We start from the raw sequence: 19,747 nt of genomic DNA on the forward strand, positions 1-19,747 counted from the left end.
ATGACAAAGCTAATTATTCACTTGGTTTCAGACTCTTCCGTGCAAACTACAAAATATGCAGCAAATTCTGCTCTTGCACAATTTACTTCCGTAAAACCAAAATTATATCATTGGCCAATGATTAGAAATTTGGAATTGCTAAATGAAGTATTAAGTAAAATAGAATCTAAACATGGGATAGTATTATACACGATTGCCGATCAAGAACTCCGAAAAGCTTTAACGAAATTTTGCTATGAATTAAAAATTCCATGTATTTCCGTAATAGGTAAAATTATTAAAGAAATGTCTGTTTTTTCAGGTATTGAAATAGAAAAAGAACAGAATTACAATTATAAATTCGATAAAACTTATTTTGATACACTTAATGCCATAGATTATGCCATAAGACATGATGACGGGCAAATGCTTAATGAGTTGTCGGAGGCTGATATAATATTAATAGGTCCTTCTAGAACTTCCAAGACACCGACTTCCGTATTTTTAGCGTATAACGGTCTAAAAGCTGCCAATATTCCTTATGTTTATAATTGCCCTTTTCCTGATTTTATAGAAAAAGATATAGATCAATTATTAGTAGGACTCGTCATTAATCCAAATAGATTAATAGAGATAAGAGAAGCTAGATTAAATTTATTACAAATTAACGAGAATAAAAGCTATACAGATTTTAATATAGTACAAAAAGAATGCTTAGAAGTTAGAAAAATTTGTGATCAAAGAAATTGGCCGGTAATTGACGTGTCGACTAGATCAATAGAGGAAACAGCAGCTTTAATAATGCGGATATATTATAATAGAAAAAATAAATATAATAAATAAAAAGATTTTCATTATTTACAAGTAGAAGCCTGTACTTTATAATTTTATTTTATACTTGGTGAATTTCAAAAATTGGCATCGTCGTCTAGCAAGTTCTGCGGTACTCACGTATTAAGTATATGCTCCGTTCCTCGCCTTACAGACTCCTTGCTCTTTTTAAATATTGGCCTTCGTATAACCACTCTTCATTTACCGATAGTAATAACAAGGAGAAATTATGGCAAATAACGTAACGGATAGCTCTTTTAAAAAGGAAGTATTAGAATCGGATTTACCGGTACTGGTTGATTTTTGGGCAGAATGGTGTGGACCATGCAAAATGTTAACACCGATAATAGATGAAATCAGTAAAGAATTAAAAGGCAAAGTAAAAGTACTTAAAATGAATATTGATGAAAATCCTAACACTCCTTCAGAACACGGTATTCGTAGTATTCCAACGATAATGTTATTTAAAAACGGTGAACAAAAAGATACTAAAATAGGTTTGCAACAAAAAAATTCTCTTTTAGATTGGATTAATAAATCTATTTAATATTTATTTTATGTCACTTAGCCATTCAAAAGTATTTATAGAGATAACCGATGGTTATGTAGAAGGCATAGATACTCATAAAAGAGCTCAAGGTTTAAAGCATTTCTTCTTGAAAAAAGGAGTCTCTCTCTCTCCAAATATACCCATATTAAACAATATTAATTTTTCTTGTTATGAGGGAGAAAAAATAGCTTTTATAGGAAGTAACGGTTCGGGAAAAAGTTCACTTCTAAAGCTAATCGCTGGAATATATCCGTTAAAATCTGGTACAGTCAGAGTTCATGGAGATATTGCGGCAATTATAGATATGGGAGTCGGTTTTGAACAGGAGCAGACAGGTCGTGAAAATATAAAAATGTTAATGCTATATAATAATATGCTGGATAAATATAGCAAAAAAATTGAAAAAGAAATTATAGATTTTTCGGAACTCGGTAGTAAGATTGATCTACCGATAAAAATTTATAGTTCAGGTATGTTATCACGGCTTGCTTTTTCCGTATCGATATTCCAAAATCCGCAGATTCTATTACTTGATGAAGTTTTTGCGGCAGGCGATAGCTATTTTATAGAAAAATCTCTTAATTTAATGAAGAATAAATTTAAAAATACTCCTATTTCAATAATAGTAAGCCATCAAGAAGAAATTATAAAAGATAATTGCAATAGATGTATTTTATTAAGAGATGGTAGTATTATAGGTGATGGTAGTCCATCAGAAATATTTAAAATCTATAACCAACAACAAGGAAATTCATAAATGATAAAGTATTTTTTTTCTAAAAAATACTGGCAAGCAATAGCATTACTGGTTAAAGCTTCTATAATTAGGCAAAACAAAGATTCTTTTTTGGGTTCTTTATGGAGTTTAATTCAGCCTTTTATTCACATAATGGTAATTTCATATTTTTTCGGTTTTTTATTAAGACAACCGAGAGAATTTATGGTAATGAACTTAGTCGGCGGTATTCCTTTATGGAGTTTTATAGTAAGCAGCCTAACGATTTGTTCAAGTTCTTTAGTTACACGTGATCAAATAATAAAAAAAGTTAGAATTTCTAAGACTTTTTTTCCTGTTGCGGATAGTTTAGGGCAATTATATACTTTAATTTGCTCATTTTCGGCAATGTATTTTGCTTTTATTTTATTATTTCCGGAAAAATTTTCTTGGCAAATAATATTTATGCCGATATTAATTTTGCCCTTAATAATATGCGTGATTAGCAGTTCTATCGCAGTAGCATTTTTAACACCGTATATTCGAGATATTCCGCAAATATTAAATGTTATTCTCGGAGTTATTTATTGGAGTATACCGATAGTTTATCCATATTCGCTAATTCCGGAGTCTAAAAAAATATATTTTGAATTTAATCCATTCTTTTTAGTTATAAGACCCGTACAAGCGTTGGTGATTGACGGAACATTACCGGATATGATGCTGATAGTTAAGTCTATTATAGTGGCATTTATTACTGTTTATATCAGTTATTTAATTTACAGACAATTTTCTAAAAGAGTTATTTATTACTTATGAAACTTGGTTTTAATCTAGATTTTAATGAATTAGATTTAACCGGGCTTAAAAAATTAGATCAAATATTTTTAGATTATCTCTTTAAAGCCAATAAATCTCTGCATAAAGATTTAATATTATTTAGATCAATACCTTTCTCTATTATTCCACAAGATTATTCCGAATTTTTATTAAAAATCTCCCCTCATTTAGACGATTTTTTAGCAGAGTTATTTTGTATTTCAAAAGAAGTAACTATATCAAGATTAAAGCATAAAGATTTTGATATTATTTATGAATGTAAAAGAAAATTTATTCAGCGTATTGCCGTAAAAGAATATCCACCGGAAAAAATAAGAAATATTAATTTTGAAGAGATATATTTAAAGCTAACTGATTTAATAGGTGCGAATTTTACTTCTAGAGAATTTGCCAAACAAATAATTATATGGCAACAGGCAGAAGAAAGTTTTGCTACAGAATTAGACATAGCAGCACAATATGCAGCGTGTAGGGTTTATTCCTGTGATGGTGTCATTCCGCGGCTTGACCGCGGAATCCAGAAAGAATTTAAAAAAGACTGGATCCCGCTACAAGCTCACAGGATAACAGGGGCAGATGACATCTTGTTCACAATCCCCCAAAAACTAGATAAAGAAAACCTAATAGACGATAAAAAAATATTAAAATATCAAAAAAATGAGAGAGTAGATTTTGACTATACAGATTCTTTTTTAAATCTAGATGAAGCTCTAAACCATTCTCATTATTGTATTTATTGCCATAAGCAGGATAAGGATAGCTGTTCTAGGGGAATTAATGTCATCCCGCAACTTGATCGCGGGATCTCAGAACACAATCTGCGATACAAGATCCCGTGGTCAAGCCACGGGATGACAACCGGCTGTCCCTTAAAGCAGAAGATTTCCGAAATGAACTATGTTAAGGCACAAGGCTTTAACTTAAGTGCTCTTGCTATTATCGTTATTGATAATCCGATGGTTGCGGCAACGGGTCATAGGATTTGTAATGATTGCTCAAAAGCTTGTATTTACCAAAAGCAAGATCCGGTAAATATTCCTTTAATAGAATCAAATATTTTAGAAGAAACGCTTAAATTACCTTATGGTTTAGAGATATATTTACTTCTTACCCGTTGGAATCCGCTTAATATTTATACACCGCTGCCAAAAGAACCTACTAATTATAATATTTTAGTTACCGGTCTTGGTCCTGCAGGTTTTAGTCTTAGCTATTATTTATTACGGTCAGGTCACAATGTCACGGCTATTGACGGTCTTAAAATTACTCCCCTACCTTTTGACGTTCATAAGCCTATAAAATTTTGGCATGAATATAAAAATTTATTATCGGAAAGAATGCCAAGAGGATTTGGAGGGGTAGCAGAATACGGTATAACTGTTCGCTGGGATAAAAACAATCTTGATATATTGCGGCTAATATTAGAAAGAAATAACAATTTCAAATATTATGACGGAGTGGCTTTAGATTTTAATATAACGAAAGAACAAGCTTTCGATTTAGGTTTTGACCATATAGCTTTTTGCATTGGAGCAGATCAGCCGAAAGTTTTGGATATAGAAAATTTTGAAGCTAAAGGCGTAAAAACGGCTTCCGATTTCTTAATGACTTTGCAAAGCGGGGGAGCATTTTTAGAAAATTCTAATACTAACATGCTAATTAGGATGCCGATTGCGGTGATAGGCGGTGGTCTTACTTCCTTAGACGCAGCAACGGAAAGTTTATATTACTATAAAAAGCAAGTAGAGAAATTTGCCGAAGATTATATAGAAAAAGATTTAGCGGAGGAAGATAAAGGAATAGCTGAAGAATTTATTGCTCATGCAAAATTGTTTAAAGAAGCTAAGAGTAATGAAGAATTAAGAAAGATTTTTAATAAGCTTGGGGGTGCTACTGTTTATTATCGTGGAAAATTGCAAGATTCACCGGCGTATAAATTAAATCACGAGGAGCTAATATATGCATTAGCACTTGGTGTTGATTTTAAAGAAAATATGCAGCCTTCAAGGATTAATCTAGACAAATACGGTCATGTGGAATCTGTGGAGTTTGAGAATCGTCATTGCGAGCAGTCAAAGACTGCGTGGCAATCTCAGGAGTTTGGCTTAACAAGATTGCCGCGTCAATGCTACGCATTTCCTCGCAATGACGTCAAGGCCAAAACCGTGATTATGGCAATCGGTATTGAAAATAACACTCAATTTGATGAGAATAAATACAGCTATTTTGGTGATTGTAATCCTAAATATTTGGGTAGTGTAGTGAAAGCTCTTGCTAGTACCAAAGAAGGGTACGATGCTATTAACAAAAGACTTATAAATAATAACCCTAGCTTTAAAGGTAGTTATAAAGATTTTTGTACGCAGCTTGATTATTTGCTAACTTCTAGGGTTAATAAAATAAATATTCTAGATGATAAAACTTTTGAGCTTATAATTCGCTCACCGCTTGCTGCTAAAAATTTTAAGTTCGGACAGTTCTTTCGCTTACAAAATTATTCTGAAGATGCTGCTAAGTTAATAGAGCCGGTAGCCTTAAATCCTACAAATATCGATGTAGAAAAAGGTTTAATTAGCTTCATAGTTTTTGAAGTCGGTAAATCCACTAGCTTATGTAAAACATTATCCGAAAATGAGAAAGTGGTTTTAATGGGACCGACAGGCTCACCGATGGAAATACCTCAAAATAAAAAAATAGTTATTGTTGATTCCGAAGCCGGTAATGTAGGCTTATTAAAAGTTCTAAAAGAAAATAATAATGAAGTTATATTTGTTACCTATCCTGATATAAAAAACTGTAAATTAACTTCTGTGGATAGAGTAATAATTAATGCTTCTCCTGAAATAATAGAAGAATTGCAAAGTCTAAAAAATGAAATATTTGGTGAAAATACGGAGCTAATAGTTAGCGTTAATTCATCGATGCAATGTATGATGAAAGGGATTTGCGGACAATGTATCCAAAAAGTTAAAGGAGAGCAGAAATATATTTTTGCATGTAGCCAGCAAAATCAAAATGCAGAAATAGTTGATTTTAAGAGCTTGAAAACTCGTTTACGCCAAAATTCTTTACAAGAAAAAATGAGAAAATTAGTAGCTAATTCATCCATGATTTAATAGCTTCAATTAACTCTTCTAGTTGTTCAGGTGACAATTCACCAATTTTTTTTTGAATTTTATCACTTCTTATAGCACTAATTTTATCAACCATAATATGAGATTCTAAATTAAGACCATTTAGCTCTGTAGGAGTCAATAACAGGCGAAAAGTTGGGGCATCTATTAAATCCGTTGTTAGAGGGCAAACTGTTATACTGGGATGATTTTTATGTAAATTAGATTGAACAACAACAGCGGGGCGAGGTTTACCATAATCTCCAGATATTACACAAGCAACAATATATCCTTTTTTAATTTCTATTATTTCCATTCATCTAACCAACTTTCTTCATTGTGTTTTAACCATAAATCGGCATCAGGATTGTTTTCTTTACTGGCTAATAAGGATTGACGTTTAGCTTCTTTGGTTAGGTCTGAATTTTCTAGTTGTTTAAGATATATACGTATTGCTTCACTAATTATCCAGCTTTTGCTACAGTGTAAATCATGAGCTGCTTTTTCAAGTTTTTTACTTAAATTTATTTCTAAACGTATACTAGTCATAATACTTTTTATCATTTTTATCCCTTTTAATAAATTAAAATAACCATGCTTATAATATTTAATTGTAACACAAAGTGTACACATTGCTAGTTAAATAAATTTACTTCTCAAAACGACAAAATGCTCTACTACTATCTTGATTAAGAAAATCGATGATTTGCATTACTATAGAATTATTGTTATATTTCTCGGCAACTTGTTTTATACGCTCAGCAAAATTACCTTTACCTGAGAAGATTTCTTCGATAGCTTTTAAAGCACTTAAAGACTCTGCTTTATCAAACCCTTTTCTATTCATACCGATTAGATTTAAACCCTCAAGCACCGCACGTTTGCTGCTTACAAGCCCAAACGGTATTACGTCTGCTCCAACCGGCGATAGCCCGCCGATCATCGAATATTCACCGATTCTAGCATATTGATGTACGGCAGACAGCCCGCCGATTATTGCGTAATCACCTACCTCAATATGACCTGCTAGGCTTACATAATTAGCAAATACTATGTTATTGCCGATTTTACAATCATGACCGATATGAACGCCGACCATAAATAAATTATTATTTCCTACTCTTGTCACCATTCCGCCGCCTTGGCTTCCTGCTTGCACCGTAACATATTCTCTAATAGTATTATTAGAGCCGATTATTGTGTTTGATCTTTCATTAGCATATTTTAATATTTGTGGAGGTTGACCGATTGATGCAAAAGGATAAATAACCGTGTTTTCACCGATTTCAGTAATCCCTTCAATTACCACATGAGATTTTAGCTCTACATTATCATGAAGTACTACTTCAGCACCTATAATACAGTATGGACCGATTTTTGTATTTTTACCGAGCTTTGCACCTTCTGCAATTATAGCCGTAGTATGGATATTGTTTGCCACTACTTTTTCCTATGCTTTATCTTTAATTATTGCAGTAAATTTACTTTCTGCGGCTATTTCGCTTTCGACCGTAACCGTACTTGAAAATTTCCATACGTTAGCTCTTTGCTGATCAATAACAGTGTGGATATGCATAGTATCCCCCGGCTGAACAATTCTACGAAATTTTGCATTTTCGATAGCCATTAAAAACACTTCTTTATTCTTAGTAGAACCTAAAGATTTAGCAACTAATATAGCAGCTAATTGTGCCATAGCCTCAACCATTAGAACGCCGGGCATAACAGGTCTTGCCGGAAAATGTCCTGTAAATTGCGATTCGTTAACGGTAACGTTTTTAATACCTGTTATTGATTTGTTAGGATCGATTTTAAGTACTCTATCTACTAATAAAAATGGATAGCGATGAGGTATCAAATCCATGATTTCGGTAATATCTATGATCATTTATTTAGGTCTCTTCTTTAATGCGAATAACTATATTTTTATTGTTGCATGGATAGGAAAATTTCCACATTGTCATCCCGTGGTTAAGCCACGGGATGACAATAAAAAAATTGATCCATATAACAAAGCCCTTTTCAATAGCAAACTACTTTTTTAATTTGCTATTAGAGGTCTTTAGTAATTGTTTCATAATAATAGATTGTCTATACCAGTCCATGATAGGAACTGCAGGGCTGCCGCCGACAATTTTACCTGCCTCTATATTTTGCGCTACACCGCCTTGTGCTGCTACTTGTACCCCGTCGCCTATATTTAGATGTCCGGCGATTCCTACTTGTCCTCCAAATGCACAATATTTGCCAATTGTGCTACTACCTGCTATACCTGCCTGTGCTACGATAATAGAGCCTTTACCTATTTTTACGCTATGTCCTATTTGTACTAAGTTATCTATGCGGCATAGATCTTCTATAACGGTATCTTGAAGTGATCCTCTATCAATAGTAGTGTTCGCACCGATTTCAACATTATTGCCGATCTTAACTATTCCTATATGAAATATTTTATGATGTACGCCTTTTTCGGTAGAAAACCCAAACCCGTCTTGTCCGATTTTTGCACCTGCGAGTATTACGACGTCGTCGCCTATAATTGCATAATTTATTGAAACATGTTGTTCTATTCTAGCGTTTCTGCCGATATTTACGCCTCTACCTATAAAACTTCCGGCTTCTATAATACTATTATCACCTATAATAACATCGTCTTCAATAACTACATTGTGACCTATATAACAATTTTTTCCGATAGTCGCCGAATCTGCAACAATAGCGGATTTCATTATTTTAGCAGGGTATGATTTAATAGGAGCATAGAAAAAATCTATTAATTTGCCGTAAGCAAAATATGAATTCTCGGCATGTATTAAAAGAGTATTTGGATTTGCTTCTCCCGTAAAATTTTTTGGCACTATACAAGCAGCAGCTTTGGTAGTTTTTAAAAATTCGGAGTATTTAGGATTGCTTAAAAAGCTAATATCGCTTGAAGATGCTTCCTGCAGAATTTTAATATCATGAATAGCTATATCTTCATGAATCTTAGGAGGTTCTATAATATCGTGTAAAAAATCTATAATTGCCATTAGTTTTCGTGGTCCTAGATTTTTATAAAAATTACTACTTACCATATATATGCTTTGCTTCATCAAGCGACAGTATATAAGCGATACTTTTAATAAGCAACAAAATTTACAAGTAATATTAAGATTTAAAGAGTAAAAGCCCTTTAATTATCAATTATACAGATAAGCTCTTAATAAAATATGTTTTACTAGCTTCCTGTCACATAGAAATGACATAGAGATCATGCAACAATGCCTACTTGATTGCAAGATCCAGTAAAAAAATAGATAAATATTAATATATAGTTTATAAAAGCCACAAATATTAATTTTTATTAATATTAACTAAATCAAGGTATTGAAAATGTTAGAAATAAACAACTTAGCCTTTGCAGGTGGTGGAGTAAAAGTCATAGCATATGCAGGGGCTCTAAAGGCATTAAAAGAAAAAGATTGTTTAAAAAATATCCAAAAAGTAGTCGGAACTTCTGGTGGTGCAATAGCTGCTTTATGCATAGCACTAGGATATCAACCGGAAGAAATTGAAGATATACTTAAGAAAATTGATTTTAATAAATTTTCAGATAATGCTAAATGGTGGGTACAAGTTTGGGACTTGATAACAACAGGAGGGCTAAATTCTGAGAAATATCTAGAAGAATTTTTAGGGCAATTATTAAAAGATAAGGGATTTGACCCCGATATTACTTTTAAACAGCTACATGATAGTCAAAAAACAAATATAGATTTATACGTAGTGTGTACTAATCTCAGCACTCAATTTCCGGAAGTTCTATCTTATGAAAATGCTCCTGATGAGAAAGTCGTAAAATTCGTACACGCTTCAGGGGCTTTTCCTATATATTTTCAGCCCGTACAAAAAACTGATCAGGGAGTAGTTTCAACGTATGTTGATGGTGGAGTTACGAACAATTACCCAGTTGAGGTGTTTGATGATAAAAGTACAGCATGAAGCCTCCCTAGAACAGAAAATAAAAACTATAAAACTCTTGGGTTTAAACCAATTAATAAAGAAATATTAAACGCTTATCAGAATGGTATAGAGAACCTAAACCATTTGTGAATACTACTACTGTTGCCGATCAACTATATGCATTAGCTGAAGTTTTCACAAGCTCTGACTTGATACCCCGTTTTCAGAATCATGAGAGAACAGTTTTTATTGATGATAATAATATATCAGCTTTAGATTTTAATATCACATCTGAACAAAAAGAAGCATTAATAAATTCAGGTTATTCTGCAACTTGTGAATATGTGAAGGGAGTGGATAATATAGTCCTTGCAGGGTTAGGAGTAAACGATTCTGATGATAGCCTTGTAGTATAACAACGCAAATGAGTAATCCGCTATTTGCTTTAATCTTGTTGTATGGATCAAGAAACGCATTCGATGTCATACCGTGGTTTGATCACAGTATCTAAAAAATAACTTAAAAATTCTAGTATTTTTAATTGGAGCTAGTGCAAATCACGGGGCGACAGAAGTAAAATCGATCCATTAGAAAGTTGAATATAAAAGGTAGGAAATTGTCTACTATGAATAATAGACAATTTTTAAAAATCCACTACTATTAAGTTCTTGTGTGCGAAAAATTAAATTAATCTATTTTAGTTCTTTTTTGCAGCAAAAAAATACTTATTTCCTTAGTAGAACTGGCTTCCAATGCCGTCAAATATTGCCGAAAAATGTAATTTAGTAAATTTAGTATTTGTTAACCTAACATTAAAACCTGAAAAGCTTGACTTTATGCTGAGTCCGTCGCTCTCAACTTTTGTAGAGATCTGAAAACTAGAGAATGGTGAGACTAGTGTACGATTTGCTCCATCAAGTGACAGTAATAAGCGATACTTTTATTATGCAACAAAATTTACAGGTAGCATAAAAGGTATTGCAAAATAAAGATTGATATCGTCATTGCGAGCAGCCGTAGGCTGCGTGGCAATCTAGAAAAATAATAAAAAAATTCTGTAAATCAGAATTTTTAACTGGATTGCTTCATCGAATTACGTTGTAATTCTTCTCGCAATGACGAAAAAATACGAGCCATGCGGGCAACGCCTAATTATCCCCATAATGACCACATATACGCAAAATTTTTATTTCTTTGGTTTCTTCATATATTTGATAAAATAACCTATAGGTTAATTCTTCTTGAATAAGCACCTACTAATTTTTTATAAGGAGGCGGATTTTGAAAGGAATTATTTTGGATAATATGTAATAGATTTTGAATTTTATCGTTATAAATAGATTTGCTTACTAATTTATAATCTTTGCGTGCAGCGTCAGTAAAATACAAAGTATACATTTTTATATTAATCTAATGAAGTACTACATTTTTTGATAGGAGTATTTAGCCCCTTAATAATTGAGTCGCTTAATTCTTTATTAGAAGCTACAAATATTGTTTCTTGTATATCTTCCCAATCAATCAGCCGAAATTAAAACTGCGGCATTTCGCTTACCCTTTATTAACGTAGGTTCATGGCTTATAGCTAATTCATCAATTAACTTGTATAGACTTTTTCTAGCTTCACTGGCAATTAAATATGTCATAAATTTATTTAATTAAGTACTAAGCTAAATAAGTACCACATGAAGTACCAATAGTCGATGTTTAAATAAATTGTTATAAGGTATTGCTAAGTAAAGAATGATATCGTCATTGCTAGGAAATTATGAAATAATTGACGAAGCAATCCAGTAAAAAATGCTAGAAATTAGCATTTTTTTTTTAATTATTTTCTAGATTGCCACGCCCCTTTCAGTCGCTCGCAAGGTATTATTGCGTGGATCGGTTTTTCAGTTGTCTCATCCCGCGACTTGATCGCGGGATCCAATTAAAAATACTAACATTATTAGTATTTTTAGTTGTTTTTTTTTGGATACCGTGGTCAAGCCACGGTATGACACCGAACGCGTTTTTCAATCTATGCAACAATGCTGAGCTAGGAATGACATAGCAGCCATGAAACAATGAAAAAATTTTTGAAATCAATAATCATATTGACTTTTTGAAAGTTATATATAAAATGATACTTGAAATAGCAAAGTGCTGTTTCAGGGTGTCGAAACCTCTGCCAAAAGTGAGAGCATTTCTCACAAAACTGATGTAATCCTTGACTCTTTTGATCGGGGGGATGATAGGGTATGTTCAGGGCTTATAGGGTATAACTTTAAGCTTAAAGCCTATCATAGCTGTTGTTCTATACGGTGTTATTAACGCCCTGGTGATTTGTGTTTAAGAAGTCAAGATAATTTGTTTATATTGCTCCTGCCAAGGTCGTTTGTTTTTAACAATGTTATTGATAATTATTATTATCTTTCGCATTACAGCAGTAAGAGCTAATTTTTTGGCCTTTCCTTTTTCTACAAGTCTTTTATAAAAAGGTTTAACTGCAGAATTACATCTTACAGACATAACAGCTGCCATATATAATGCTGCCCGTACCGTTTTTCTACCACCTTTAGTTTTTGCTTTAAATCTTGTTTTGCCACTTTCCTTACAGTGAGGTGCTACCCCTACTAAAGAAGCTTATTTGTTTACAATTTAAATTACCAAGCTCCGGTAATTCTGTAATTAAGGTTATTGCTATAATCGAGCCAATACCTGGAATAGTAATGAGTAAATTATAATTTCTTTATAACTTTCTAGATTTAAAATAAGATGTAATATAAGCTTTTCTACTTCTTCCTTTTGGCTATTAAGTAAATCAATAACATTATTTATACTATTAATTATTTTTTGATTAGTAACTCTACGTAAGCGATTGTGTTCAGATACTATCATAGTAATTAATTGGTTACGTCTAGCTGTAAGTTCTTTTAATTCTTTTTCTATCTCATTCGCTACTTTTCTAGATTCAGGGTTAATTTTTTCTGCAAATAATGCTAACATTTGTGCATCGATGGTATCAGTTTTTGTAAACTTACCTCTCATAGTTCTAAATGCTGATGTAAAATAAGGATTAACTACTGACACCAAATATCCTGCTTTTTATAAGGTGTTTGCCGCTTTATATTCAAGCCTACCGGTAGCTTCAATTACAATTTTAGCAATACTATAACCTGCTATATATTCGGCTAGCTCATTAATGCCTTTTTGATCATTATTAAAAACTTTATATTTATTCAATGGGTGTAACCAGACGTCTAAAGTATCTTCAGATACATCGATACCTATAAAAATATGCTTTGTTATGTTTTTCTCTCCTGTCCTATGTACGAGCTAGGGGGTTATTCACTTGATCTTAATGGTTGATCGTGAATAACCCCTTGCTCTATTGATTGTTTGGAACCAAATTAAGTAAGGAGTAACACACCGGGGCACGGTTCATTAATTATAATTAAATTAATAACCTGACCACCATCGTTACCTCCTTACAGTATCTAGAATTATGCATTATTCTAAACACTTATTAAATACATAGACCACCAAGAGTTTATTTCTCTTCGGTGGTTGAAACTTGAGCAATTTAAGTTTAATCAGGAGAACTAAGCCGTTATGAACACTAAAACAGTAGCAGAAAAGAATAGCCATTATTGAGCCGTATCTAGATTTTATTATTAAAGACAAAGACTTATTACGTGAAATTTATCCGAATGGCATGAATAGGGAATTAAGAATAGAACTTATTTTAGCTCAAAAACCTTACACATCATATTCTTACTACAAATTAATCAGAAATTTATTCAAATTACCATACCGAAAAATTATACTTATAATCGACAAACAACTTTTAAAAGCATCTCTTGGTTTATTTTGTTCAATTATTCTCGGCACTTTATCATATCTAAACTTAGTTAAAATTTTTATCTATGATAAGAATTGATTTTATATTAAATATGAGAGCTTTAAAAAGTAACGAAAATTACTTTAAAAAACTTATTAATTGGGAGTAATTAAATAAGCAGAAAGAAGAAGAATTGAAGTGGTGAAGGCAAGTAGACGATTTGCTCCATTAAGCGACAGTATTATAAGCGATACTTTTTTGTGTAACAAAATTTATAAGCATCATAAAAATTTGAAAGGAGACAAGTTGCCTCCGTCCTTTTTTCTGATTATCCAAATGCACTACACTGCCTAACACATTAATATCATTTATCATATCTTGATGTTGGTTCTCTATTAATTCGTCAAGCTGTTCTTCTATACTTATAATCTTTGATTTTAAAAGCTTATGATCTGCTAAGCGTTGTTGCATATTAGTTGTTATGTATATATATATGGGATTTGCAAATAAGAAATTTGATTTTTTGTGATATAATGTTTAGTGTATTTGTAAGTATAGATTTATCATAAGTATTTATTGTGGTATCATTAGATATTCTAACATTTATAGCATCCACTAAACTTTGAACACTACCATATTCGGTTACTAACTCTTTATTTCGTTCTAAATACTTGCTAATCATAGCATTACTTAAGGTTTTATCTTGTTCGTTCATATTATTTTGCTCCAAATTTAAACCAGTAATAGTAATGTTTTCTTCTAAAGCTTCAATAATTGGTTTTACTCCATAAACATTTATCTTATTTAATGAAATATCAAGATAATTTAAAGCTTTATTATTTTTTAAAAATTCAGCTATTAACTTTGCTCCATCATTAGCTATATTATTGTTATGCAAATCTAAATGTGAAATGGGATTATTATGTAACTTTAAGTTTTCGATAATTGTGTTTAATCCTGTAATTTCTATATTGTTGTTCCCTAGATTAAAATAAATTATAGTATTTGCTTGTAAGATTTCAGCTAATAAGACCGTTTTTTGATCATTTAAATTATTACAACTAAAAAATCAATTGCTTCTAACTTTTTATTTGACTTTAAAGCTTCTATGATAATTTTAATCCCTTTATAACTTATTTGACTTCCAGAAAAATTAATACTAGTAATTGTGTTAATATTTTTTATTTTTGTTGCAATTAATTTAGCTATGTCATCATTTATTGTTTGAGGTCGTGTATCAAGAAAAGTAATAAAAAAATTATTGACGAGTTCATTATTTTTTAGGATCGTGCAACCTTAGTTGTTGTGCTTCATATTTTTTTCTACTGTATATTGTTCTACAGCTTTATTATACTTTTCTTTGCTACATAAGTCATTAGTCTCTGAATTTAAATTTTTTGCTTTTTCTTCTGCTATGATTTTATTTCTTTTTAGATATTCGTAAATTATTCTAAAAAATTCTGTTTCTATGCTGTTATAAGTAAGATCAAGGTAAATTAAAGAATTATTAGTTTTAAGAACCTCAGCAAAACTTTCTCCTAAGTAGTTATCAGCAAGAATAAGCCAAGTTAAAGAATTATTAATTTTAAGGGCTTCAGCTAAAACCTTAGCTCCTTCAACTTCTATTTTATTATTTCCGAGCTCAAGATGAGTAATAGAATTATTAATTGCAATCCCCTCAGCCAAAGTTTTAGTTCCTATGCCACCTATATTGTTATGATAAAGACCTAGCCAAGTGATAAAGTTATTGTTTTTAAGAGTCTCAGCTAAAAACTTAATCCCTGTTTTTCCTATATTATTATTTTGAAGCTCAAGAAACGTCAAAGAGATATTGTTTTTAAGTATTTCGGCTAAAGCTTCTATCCTTTCATTTCTTATTTGGTTACTAGAAAGATCAAGCTTAATAATAAAATTATTGCGTTTTAGAGTTTCAGCTAAAATCTTGATTCCTTCAGCTTTTATGTTCTTATCCCTAAGATTAAGCGATGTAGCACCATTTTTTAGGTCATTAGCTTGTGTATAGAATTTTCTTTTTTCTAGAAATTCTATTAATTCTTTCATATTTCCATCCTTATTAAATTCTATAAATTTTAATATTTTGTTAAAAAAATAACTGAAATATGGATAAACTATAATAAGTAGTTTTAAGAATGCAATAGAAATATAATTAGAAGTATAAATAAATGAATTGAGATTGATTTAAAGAAGAATCACTAGAAAGATTCAACATTATCTAACTTTTTTTTGGAAAGCAAAAAGTCCTTAGTTTATAATGTGTTCGCTGTTTGAGGTGTTTATAAATTGGAATAGAAATAAAAAATGGTGGCCACGGTTGGAATTGAACCAACGACACAAGGATTTTCAGTCCTTTGCTCTACCGACTGAGCTACGTGGCCGTATATACTCGTTTAATTTGAAAAATTGGCTACGTCGTCTTTGTAAGTCCTCAGATGCTCACGTATTATTATACGCTCCGCTCCTCGGCTTACAGACTCCTTGCTCTTTTCCAAATTAAACTTCGTCTATCCACTATTCATTTATTAGGAGTATGAACTTAAGCTTATAATAGATTAATCGGCTTTTGTCCATTCTTAATTAGTAATATTAGACAAAAATACTTAATTATGATATTATGAGCGTTTATTTTTATAACGGTTTTTATGATCAAAATCGGCAATATTGAACTTTCTTCAAATATAATTCTTGCTCCAATGTCAGGTGTTACGGATTTGGAATTTAGAAGATTGGTGAAAAGATTCGGTGCAGGGCTTGTAGTTTCTGAAATGGTAGCAAGTAGGGCAATGATTGTGGAATCTAGGCAGTCACTACAAAAAAGTGCCATTATGCGTGATGATGCAACAAGTGCTTGCGTACAGCTAGCAGGCTGTGAGCCGAATGTAATAGCTGAAGCTGCTAAAATGAATGAGGATATGGGGGCGAAAATTATCGATCTTAATTTTGGCTGTCCAGCGAAAAAAGTAGTAGGCGGTTATTCAGGTTCGGTTCTAATGAGAGATGAGCAGCTGGCAGCTAAGATTTTTGAAGCTACCGTTAAAGCGGTAAAAGTTCCGGTAACCGTTAAAATGCGTATGGGCTGGGATGATCATACGAAAAACGCTCCGACTTTAGCCAAAATTGCTGAAGACTCAGGTGTTCAGATGGTTACCGTTCACGGTAGAACTAGATGTCAGTTTTATTCCGGTAATGCCGATTGGGATTTTATACGATTAGTTAAAGAAGCAGTAAAAATTCCGGTTATTGCTAACGGTGACATCACTAATTTTACCAAAGCAAAAGAAGCTCTGCAAAGATCGGGTGCGGACGGTATTATGGTCGGTAGAGGAGCATATGGCAAACCTTGGCTTATTTCACAAATTGATCATTATCTTAAAACAGGTGAAGAAAAACCTGCTCCCTCTATAGCAGAACAGCTAGATATCGTAACCGAGCATTATGATGCAATACTTGATTATTACGGCGAATCCGTGGGCGTACCTATTGCTCGTAAGCATATTGGTTGGTATAGTAGCGGTTTACCGAATTCGGCAGAGTTTAGAGGTGCCGTTAATTTGATGAACGATCCCACAACGGTAAAAGAGAAAATTGCGGAATTTTATACGAGCGTTATGGAGACGAATAAATGAAAAGAATTGTAAGTTTTATTTTTATAATATTATTTTTTAATTTAAGCTATGCAAGTGAAAAAGCAGCAATCATAATTGATTATAAACCGGTATTTTTGCCTGTAATTGCTGAAAAAATAAAAATCGCTATTCGTTCTTATTTAAATAATGAGAAATCATATTTCGTTTTAGTAGATCCGAATTCTTTTAAAACTGAGCTAGTTCTACAAGAGCTGGTAATTTTACCTACGAATAAAATAGAAGAAGAAAATCTTCTGAAAAAATTAAATAAAACTCCGTATATTAAACTTTAGATAAATATAGCTCTGCACATTAACACAGCAAAATTACGGTGCTACGAGTAGCATGTATAAAGTAAAAGGACAATTTCTTACGATTGATATGTGTCCTTCTTCCAAAAGCTTTGAGAAAGAGTTTTTTAACATTCTTTTAGAATTATCAATCAAACTAAATAAACCTATTCCGATTGCTATATGTGTTTCAGGATTATGGATTAATAAACATCAAGAGGAGTTTTTATGGCTAATAAAGCAACAAGAAAACGGTTATCTACAAATAACATGGGTTAATCATTCATTTAGCCATCCTTACTTTAAAGATAAACCTCTTGAAGATAATTTTCTTCTTTCCAATAAAGATGATTTTGAAAATGAAGTATTAGAAGCAGGAAAAATATTGGTAAGTTATAATATTGCTCCATCGCCTTTCTTTCGTTTCCCTGGATTAGTTTCTGATCAAACATTAATAGAAAAACTAAAAGATTTTGGATTTATCCCGCTTGGCAGCAATGCATGGCTTGCTAAAGGCGAAAAAGTTCAAGATGGTTCTTTTATATTAGTACACGGTAATAGTAACGAAAAAGCCGGAATAGATTTAATTATGCCAATGCTACCAAAACTAAAATTACTTCCTATTGAAAAGGCGTTTTTACTGCCGAATTTATAATTCAATTTTTCTAGTAGGGCTTTTATCTCTTCGAATATCAAGCTTTGTACCGAATAGTGGAGAATTTTGTAAAAAATCAATAAGGGAAGATTCTTGTGAATTTTCTTTATGATTTGTTATAATACTACACAAACGTTTGTTTTCATCTAATACTTCTAGGTTTACTTCGATTAAAGGCGGAGTAAGTAAGTGCTTAATGATCTCAGACCATTCTATTAAAATTAAATTGCCGTTTAATGCCTCTTCAAGCCCAAGTTCATAAATTTCTTCAGGTGATTTAAGACGATAAAGATCATAATGATAAATAGTGAAATTAGGAGCTTTATATGTTTGCAGTAAGTTAAAAGTCGGGCTTATAATGATTGTATTTTCACCGCAAAAATGTTTAATAATTTCACGACAAAAAAATGTTTTACCTGCTCCAAGGTCACTGTTAAATAAAACTATATCATTTGGTTTTAAGCGTTGTGCAAAGAGTTTTGCAAGATTCTTTGTCTCTTCTTCGTTATTTAATTTTATAAACATTTTTTAACTTGATCAATCATTTGTAAATATTGGTTCTGAAAAGTGTTTGAATCGATATCTTTCACATTCCAGTTTTCGCTATTTAATATTATTATTTTAGCGTTTAATTTGTTATATAGTCGTGAATTTTGTTCGTTACTTAAAACAAGACATTTGTTATTAGACTCTTTAATTAAATCTTCTAGCTTGCTTATATATCGGAGGCTTTTTTGACTTTCGCTATATAATTTTGCAGTTTTAATATTAGTATTAAGAAAAAAATACTCGCTACTGTCACTTAATAAAATTACATCTTTTATCGTTACAAGTTCATTATTTTTGATTTCTTGTAGCTTGTTTAATTCTTTAAGTGCTGTTGAAAGGTTATTATTAATATCTTCTTGTAGCTCAGGAAATTTTTCACTAAATTTTTGTGCAAATTCTTGTAGTAAAATCGCAGCATTATTAAGATCAAGCCAAATATGCCAATTATCTTTTATAGTGGTTAAAGATTTAATATCACTGATTTTTATAATGTTTTTACTATGATTACTAATTAATTTCTCGGCAAAACCGTCAAATTGTTCATTAATATAAATTACAATATCGGCATTTTTGACTTTTACTAAATCACTAGGTTTTAAATTATAATGATGAGGGCAGTCGCTACTAATAGCTAAACTTTCTATATCTGCTTTATCTTTAACAAGCATTGAAATAATACTACCGATTGGCGTGATACTTACAACTATTTTAGGCTTAGCATAGCTAGTGAAGCTGAAGAATGTAAGACATAATAATGCTATGCATGTCAAACCAGTCTTTCCGTCATTGCGAGGAAAATTACAAAGTAATTGATGA

At 31.7% G+C, this 19,747-nt stretch carries 21 protein-coding genes, 1 tRNA gene and 3 pseudogenes; 10 read left to right on the forward strand and 15 right to left on the reverse strand.

What is annotated here, in order from left to right; all coding sequences use genetic code 11:
• From RAS_RS00005 to RAS_RS00025, 5 genes are all read left to right on the forward strand, one after another.
• Window positions 1–822, forward strand: coding sequence for a pyruvate, water dikinase regulatory protein (locus RAS_RS00005; RefSeq protein ID WP_147141152.1), 822 nt, complete (start codon window positions 1–3; stop codon window positions 820–822).
• A gap of 217 nt (window positions 823–1,039) precedes the next feature.
• On the forward strand, window positions 1,040–1,357 hold the full coding sequence (gene trxA / locus RAS_RS00010; protein ID WP_147141156.1) for a thioredoxin: 318 nt from the start codon (window positions 1,040–1,042) through the stop codon (window positions 1,355–1,357).
• Between the two features lie 10 nt (window positions 1,358–1,367).
• Window positions 1,368–2,117, forward strand: a complete 750-nt coding sequence (locus RAS_RS00015) for an ABC transporter ATP-binding protein (RefSeq protein ID WP_147141159.1) — start codon at window positions 1,368–1,370, stop codon at window positions 2,115–2,117.
• A complete protein-coding gene (locus RAS_RS00020; RefSeq protein ID WP_147141162.1) occupies window positions 2,118–2,894 on the forward strand; it encodes an ABC transporter permease in 777 nt (258 codons plus the stop codon).
• Window positions 2,891–6,031 (forward strand): FAD-dependent oxidoreductase, encoded by a 3,141-nt coding sequence (locus RAS_RS00025; RefSeq protein ID WP_147141166.1) that lies wholly within the window; start codon window positions 2,891–2,893, stop codon window positions 6,029–6,031. The genes RAS_RS00020 and RAS_RS00025 overlap by 4 nt, the downstream gene beginning before the upstream one ends.
• On the opposite strand, the gene RAS_RS00030 is transcribed toward RAS_RS00025, so the two are convergent.
• The 5 genes from RAS_RS00030 to lpxD form a co-directional block, all read right to left on the reverse strand.
• Window positions 6,012–6,344, reverse strand: coding sequence for a type II toxin-antitoxin system PemK/MazF family toxin (locus RAS_RS00030; RefSeq protein WP_147141169.1), 333 nt, complete (start codon window positions 6,342–6,344; stop codon window positions 6,012–6,014). The genes RAS_RS00025 and RAS_RS00030 overlap by 20 nt on opposite strands.
• The gene (locus RAS_RS00035) at window positions 6,335–6,592 is read right to left on the reverse strand and encodes a CopG family ribbon-helix-helix protein (RefSeq protein ID WP_147141172.1); all 258 of its coding nucleotides are present in this window, start codon (window positions 6,590–6,592) and stop codon (window positions 6,335–6,337) included. The genes RAS_RS00030 and RAS_RS00035 overlap by 10 nt, the downstream gene beginning before the upstream one ends.
• 85 nt (window positions 6,593–6,677) lie before the next feature.
• On the reverse strand, window positions 6,678–7,469 hold the full coding sequence (lpxA, locus tag RAS_RS00040) for an acyl-ACP--UDP-N-acetylglucosamine O-acyltransferase (protein ID WP_010420782.1): 792 nt from the start codon (window positions 7,467–7,469) through the stop codon (window positions 6,678–6,680).
• 9 nt (window positions 7,470–7,478) lie between these two features.
• Window positions 7,479–7,916, reverse strand: a complete 438-nt coding sequence (gene fabZ, locus RAS_RS00045) for a 3-hydroxyacyl-ACP dehydratase FabZ (RefSeq protein ID WP_147141175.1) — start codon at window positions 7,914–7,916, stop codon at window positions 7,479–7,481.
• 145 nt (window positions 7,917–8,061) lie between these two features.
• Window positions 8,062–9,102: a UDP-3-O-(3-hydroxymyristoyl)glucosamine N-acyltransferase gene (gene lpxD / locus RAS_RS00050; RefSeq protein WP_147141179.1), complete on the reverse strand. Its 1,041-nt coding sequence runs from the start codon at window positions 9,100–9,102 to the stop codon at window positions 8,062–8,064.
• Window positions 9,103–9,400: 298 nt separating this feature from the next.
• Between lpxD and RAS_RS09160 the strand changes: the two genes are divergently transcribed.
• The 3 genes and pseudogenes from RAS_RS09160 to RAS_RS11280 form a co-directional block, all read left to right on the forward strand.
• Window positions 9,401–10,009, forward strand: coding sequence for a patatin-like phospholipase family protein (locus tag RAS_RS09160; RefSeq protein WP_232049240.1), 609 nt, complete (start codon window positions 9,401–9,403; stop codon window positions 10,007–10,009).
• A gap of 107 nt (window positions 10,010–10,116) precedes the next feature.
• A complete protein-coding gene (locus RAS_RS09165) occupies window positions 10,117–10,386 on the forward strand; it encodes an alpha/beta hydrolase (RefSeq protein WP_232049241.1) in 270 nt (89 codons plus the stop codon).
• A 1,424-nt stretch (window positions 10,387–11,810) separates the two neighbouring features.
• A pseudogene (locus RAS_RS11280) lies at window positions 11,811–12,002 on the forward strand (hypothetical protein); the annotation flags it as partial.
• Between the two features lie 299 nt (window positions 12,003–12,301).
• Here RAS_RS11280 and RAS_RS09175 read toward each other — a convergent pair.
• The 8 genes and pseudogenes from RAS_RS09175 to RAS_RS10575 all read right to left on the reverse strand — a co-directional run.
• Window positions 12,302–12,583, reverse strand: a pseudogene (locus tag RAS_RS09175) (transposase); the annotation flags it as partial.
• Window positions 12,584–12,652: 69 nt separating this feature from the next.
• Window positions 12,653–13,042 carry an IS110 family transposase gene (locus tag RAS_RS00090; RefSeq protein ID WP_172616097.1) on the reverse strand — a complete coding sequence of 130 codons (390 nt, stop codon included), beginning with the start codon at window positions 13,040–13,042 and terminating at the stop codon, window positions 12,653–12,655.
• 15 nt (window positions 13,043–13,057) lie between these two features.
• Window positions 13,058–13,195 (reverse strand): hypothetical protein, encoded by a 138-nt coding sequence (locus RAS_RS08370; RefSeq protein WP_172616098.1) that lies wholly within the window; start codon window positions 13,193–13,195, stop codon window positions 13,058–13,060.
• Between the two features lie 826 nt (window positions 13,196–14,021).
• A complete protein-coding gene (locus tag RAS_RS00100) occupies window positions 14,022–14,264 on the reverse strand; it encodes a hypothetical protein (protein WP_147141191.1) in 243 nt (80 codons plus the stop codon).
• 1 nt (window position 14,265) lies between these two features.
• A complete protein-coding gene (locus RAS_RS00105) occupies window positions 14,266–14,691 on the reverse strand; it encodes a hypothetical protein (RefSeq protein ID WP_147141193.1) in 426 nt (141 codons plus the stop codon).
• A gap of 398 nt (window positions 14,692–15,089) precedes the next feature.
• On the reverse strand, window positions 15,090–15,854 hold the full coding sequence (locus RAS_RS00110) for a leucine-rich repeat domain-containing protein (RefSeq protein WP_147141197.1): 765 nt from the start codon (window positions 15,852–15,854) through the stop codon (window positions 15,090–15,092).
• 259 nt (window positions 15,855–16,113) lie between these two features.
• Window positions 16,114–16,189, reverse strand: a tRNA-Phe gene (locus RAS_RS00115).
• A 12-nt stretch (window positions 16,190–16,201) separates the two neighbouring features.
• A complete protein-coding gene (locus RAS_RS10575; RefSeq protein ID WP_010420765.1) occupies window positions 16,202–16,303 on the reverse strand; it encodes a palindromic element RPE5 domain-containing protein in 102 nt (33 codons plus the stop codon).
• Window positions 16,304–16,453: 150 nt separating this feature from the next.
• Here RAS_RS10575 and dusB point away from each other — a divergent pair, with 150 nt between their 5' ends.
• Window positions 16,454–17,437 (forward strand): tRNA dihydrouridine synthase DusB, encoded by a 984-nt coding sequence (gene dusB, locus RAS_RS00125; protein WP_147141200.1) that lies wholly within the window; start codon window positions 16,454–16,456, stop codon window positions 17,435–17,437.
• A pseudogene (locus RAS_RS00130) lies at window positions 17,434–18,382 on the forward strand (polysaccharide deacetylase family protein). The gene dusB and the pseudogene RAS_RS00130 overlap by 4 nt, the downstream one beginning before the upstream one ends.
• Here RAS_RS00130 and tsaE read toward each other — a convergent pair.
• Both tsaE and RAS_RS00140 read right to left on the reverse strand, forming a co-directional pair.
• Complete coding sequence (tsaE, locus tag RAS_RS00135; protein WP_147141202.1) at window positions 18,377–18,907, reverse strand: tRNA (adenosine(37)-N6)-threonylcarbamoyltransferase complex ATPase subunit type 1 TsaE; 531 nt, start codon at window positions 18,905–18,907, stop codon at window positions 18,377–18,379. The pseudogene RAS_RS00130 and the gene tsaE sit on opposite strands and share 6 nt — an antisense overlap.
• Entirely contained in the window at window positions 18,898–19,701 is an 804-nt protein-coding gene (locus tag RAS_RS00140) for a metal ABC transporter solute-binding protein, Zn/Mn family (protein ID WP_408634835.1), read from the reverse strand. Before RAS_RS00140 ends, tsaE begins: the two co-directional genes overlap by 10 nt.
• Window positions 19,702–19,747 lie beyond the last annotated feature (46 nt).

It is taken from the genome of Rickettsia asiatica, assembly GCF_007989425.1.
In the GTDB taxonomy this organism is placed as follows: domain Bacteria; phylum Pseudomonadota; class Alphaproteobacteria; order Rickettsiales; family Rickettsiaceae; genus Rickettsia; species Rickettsia helvetica.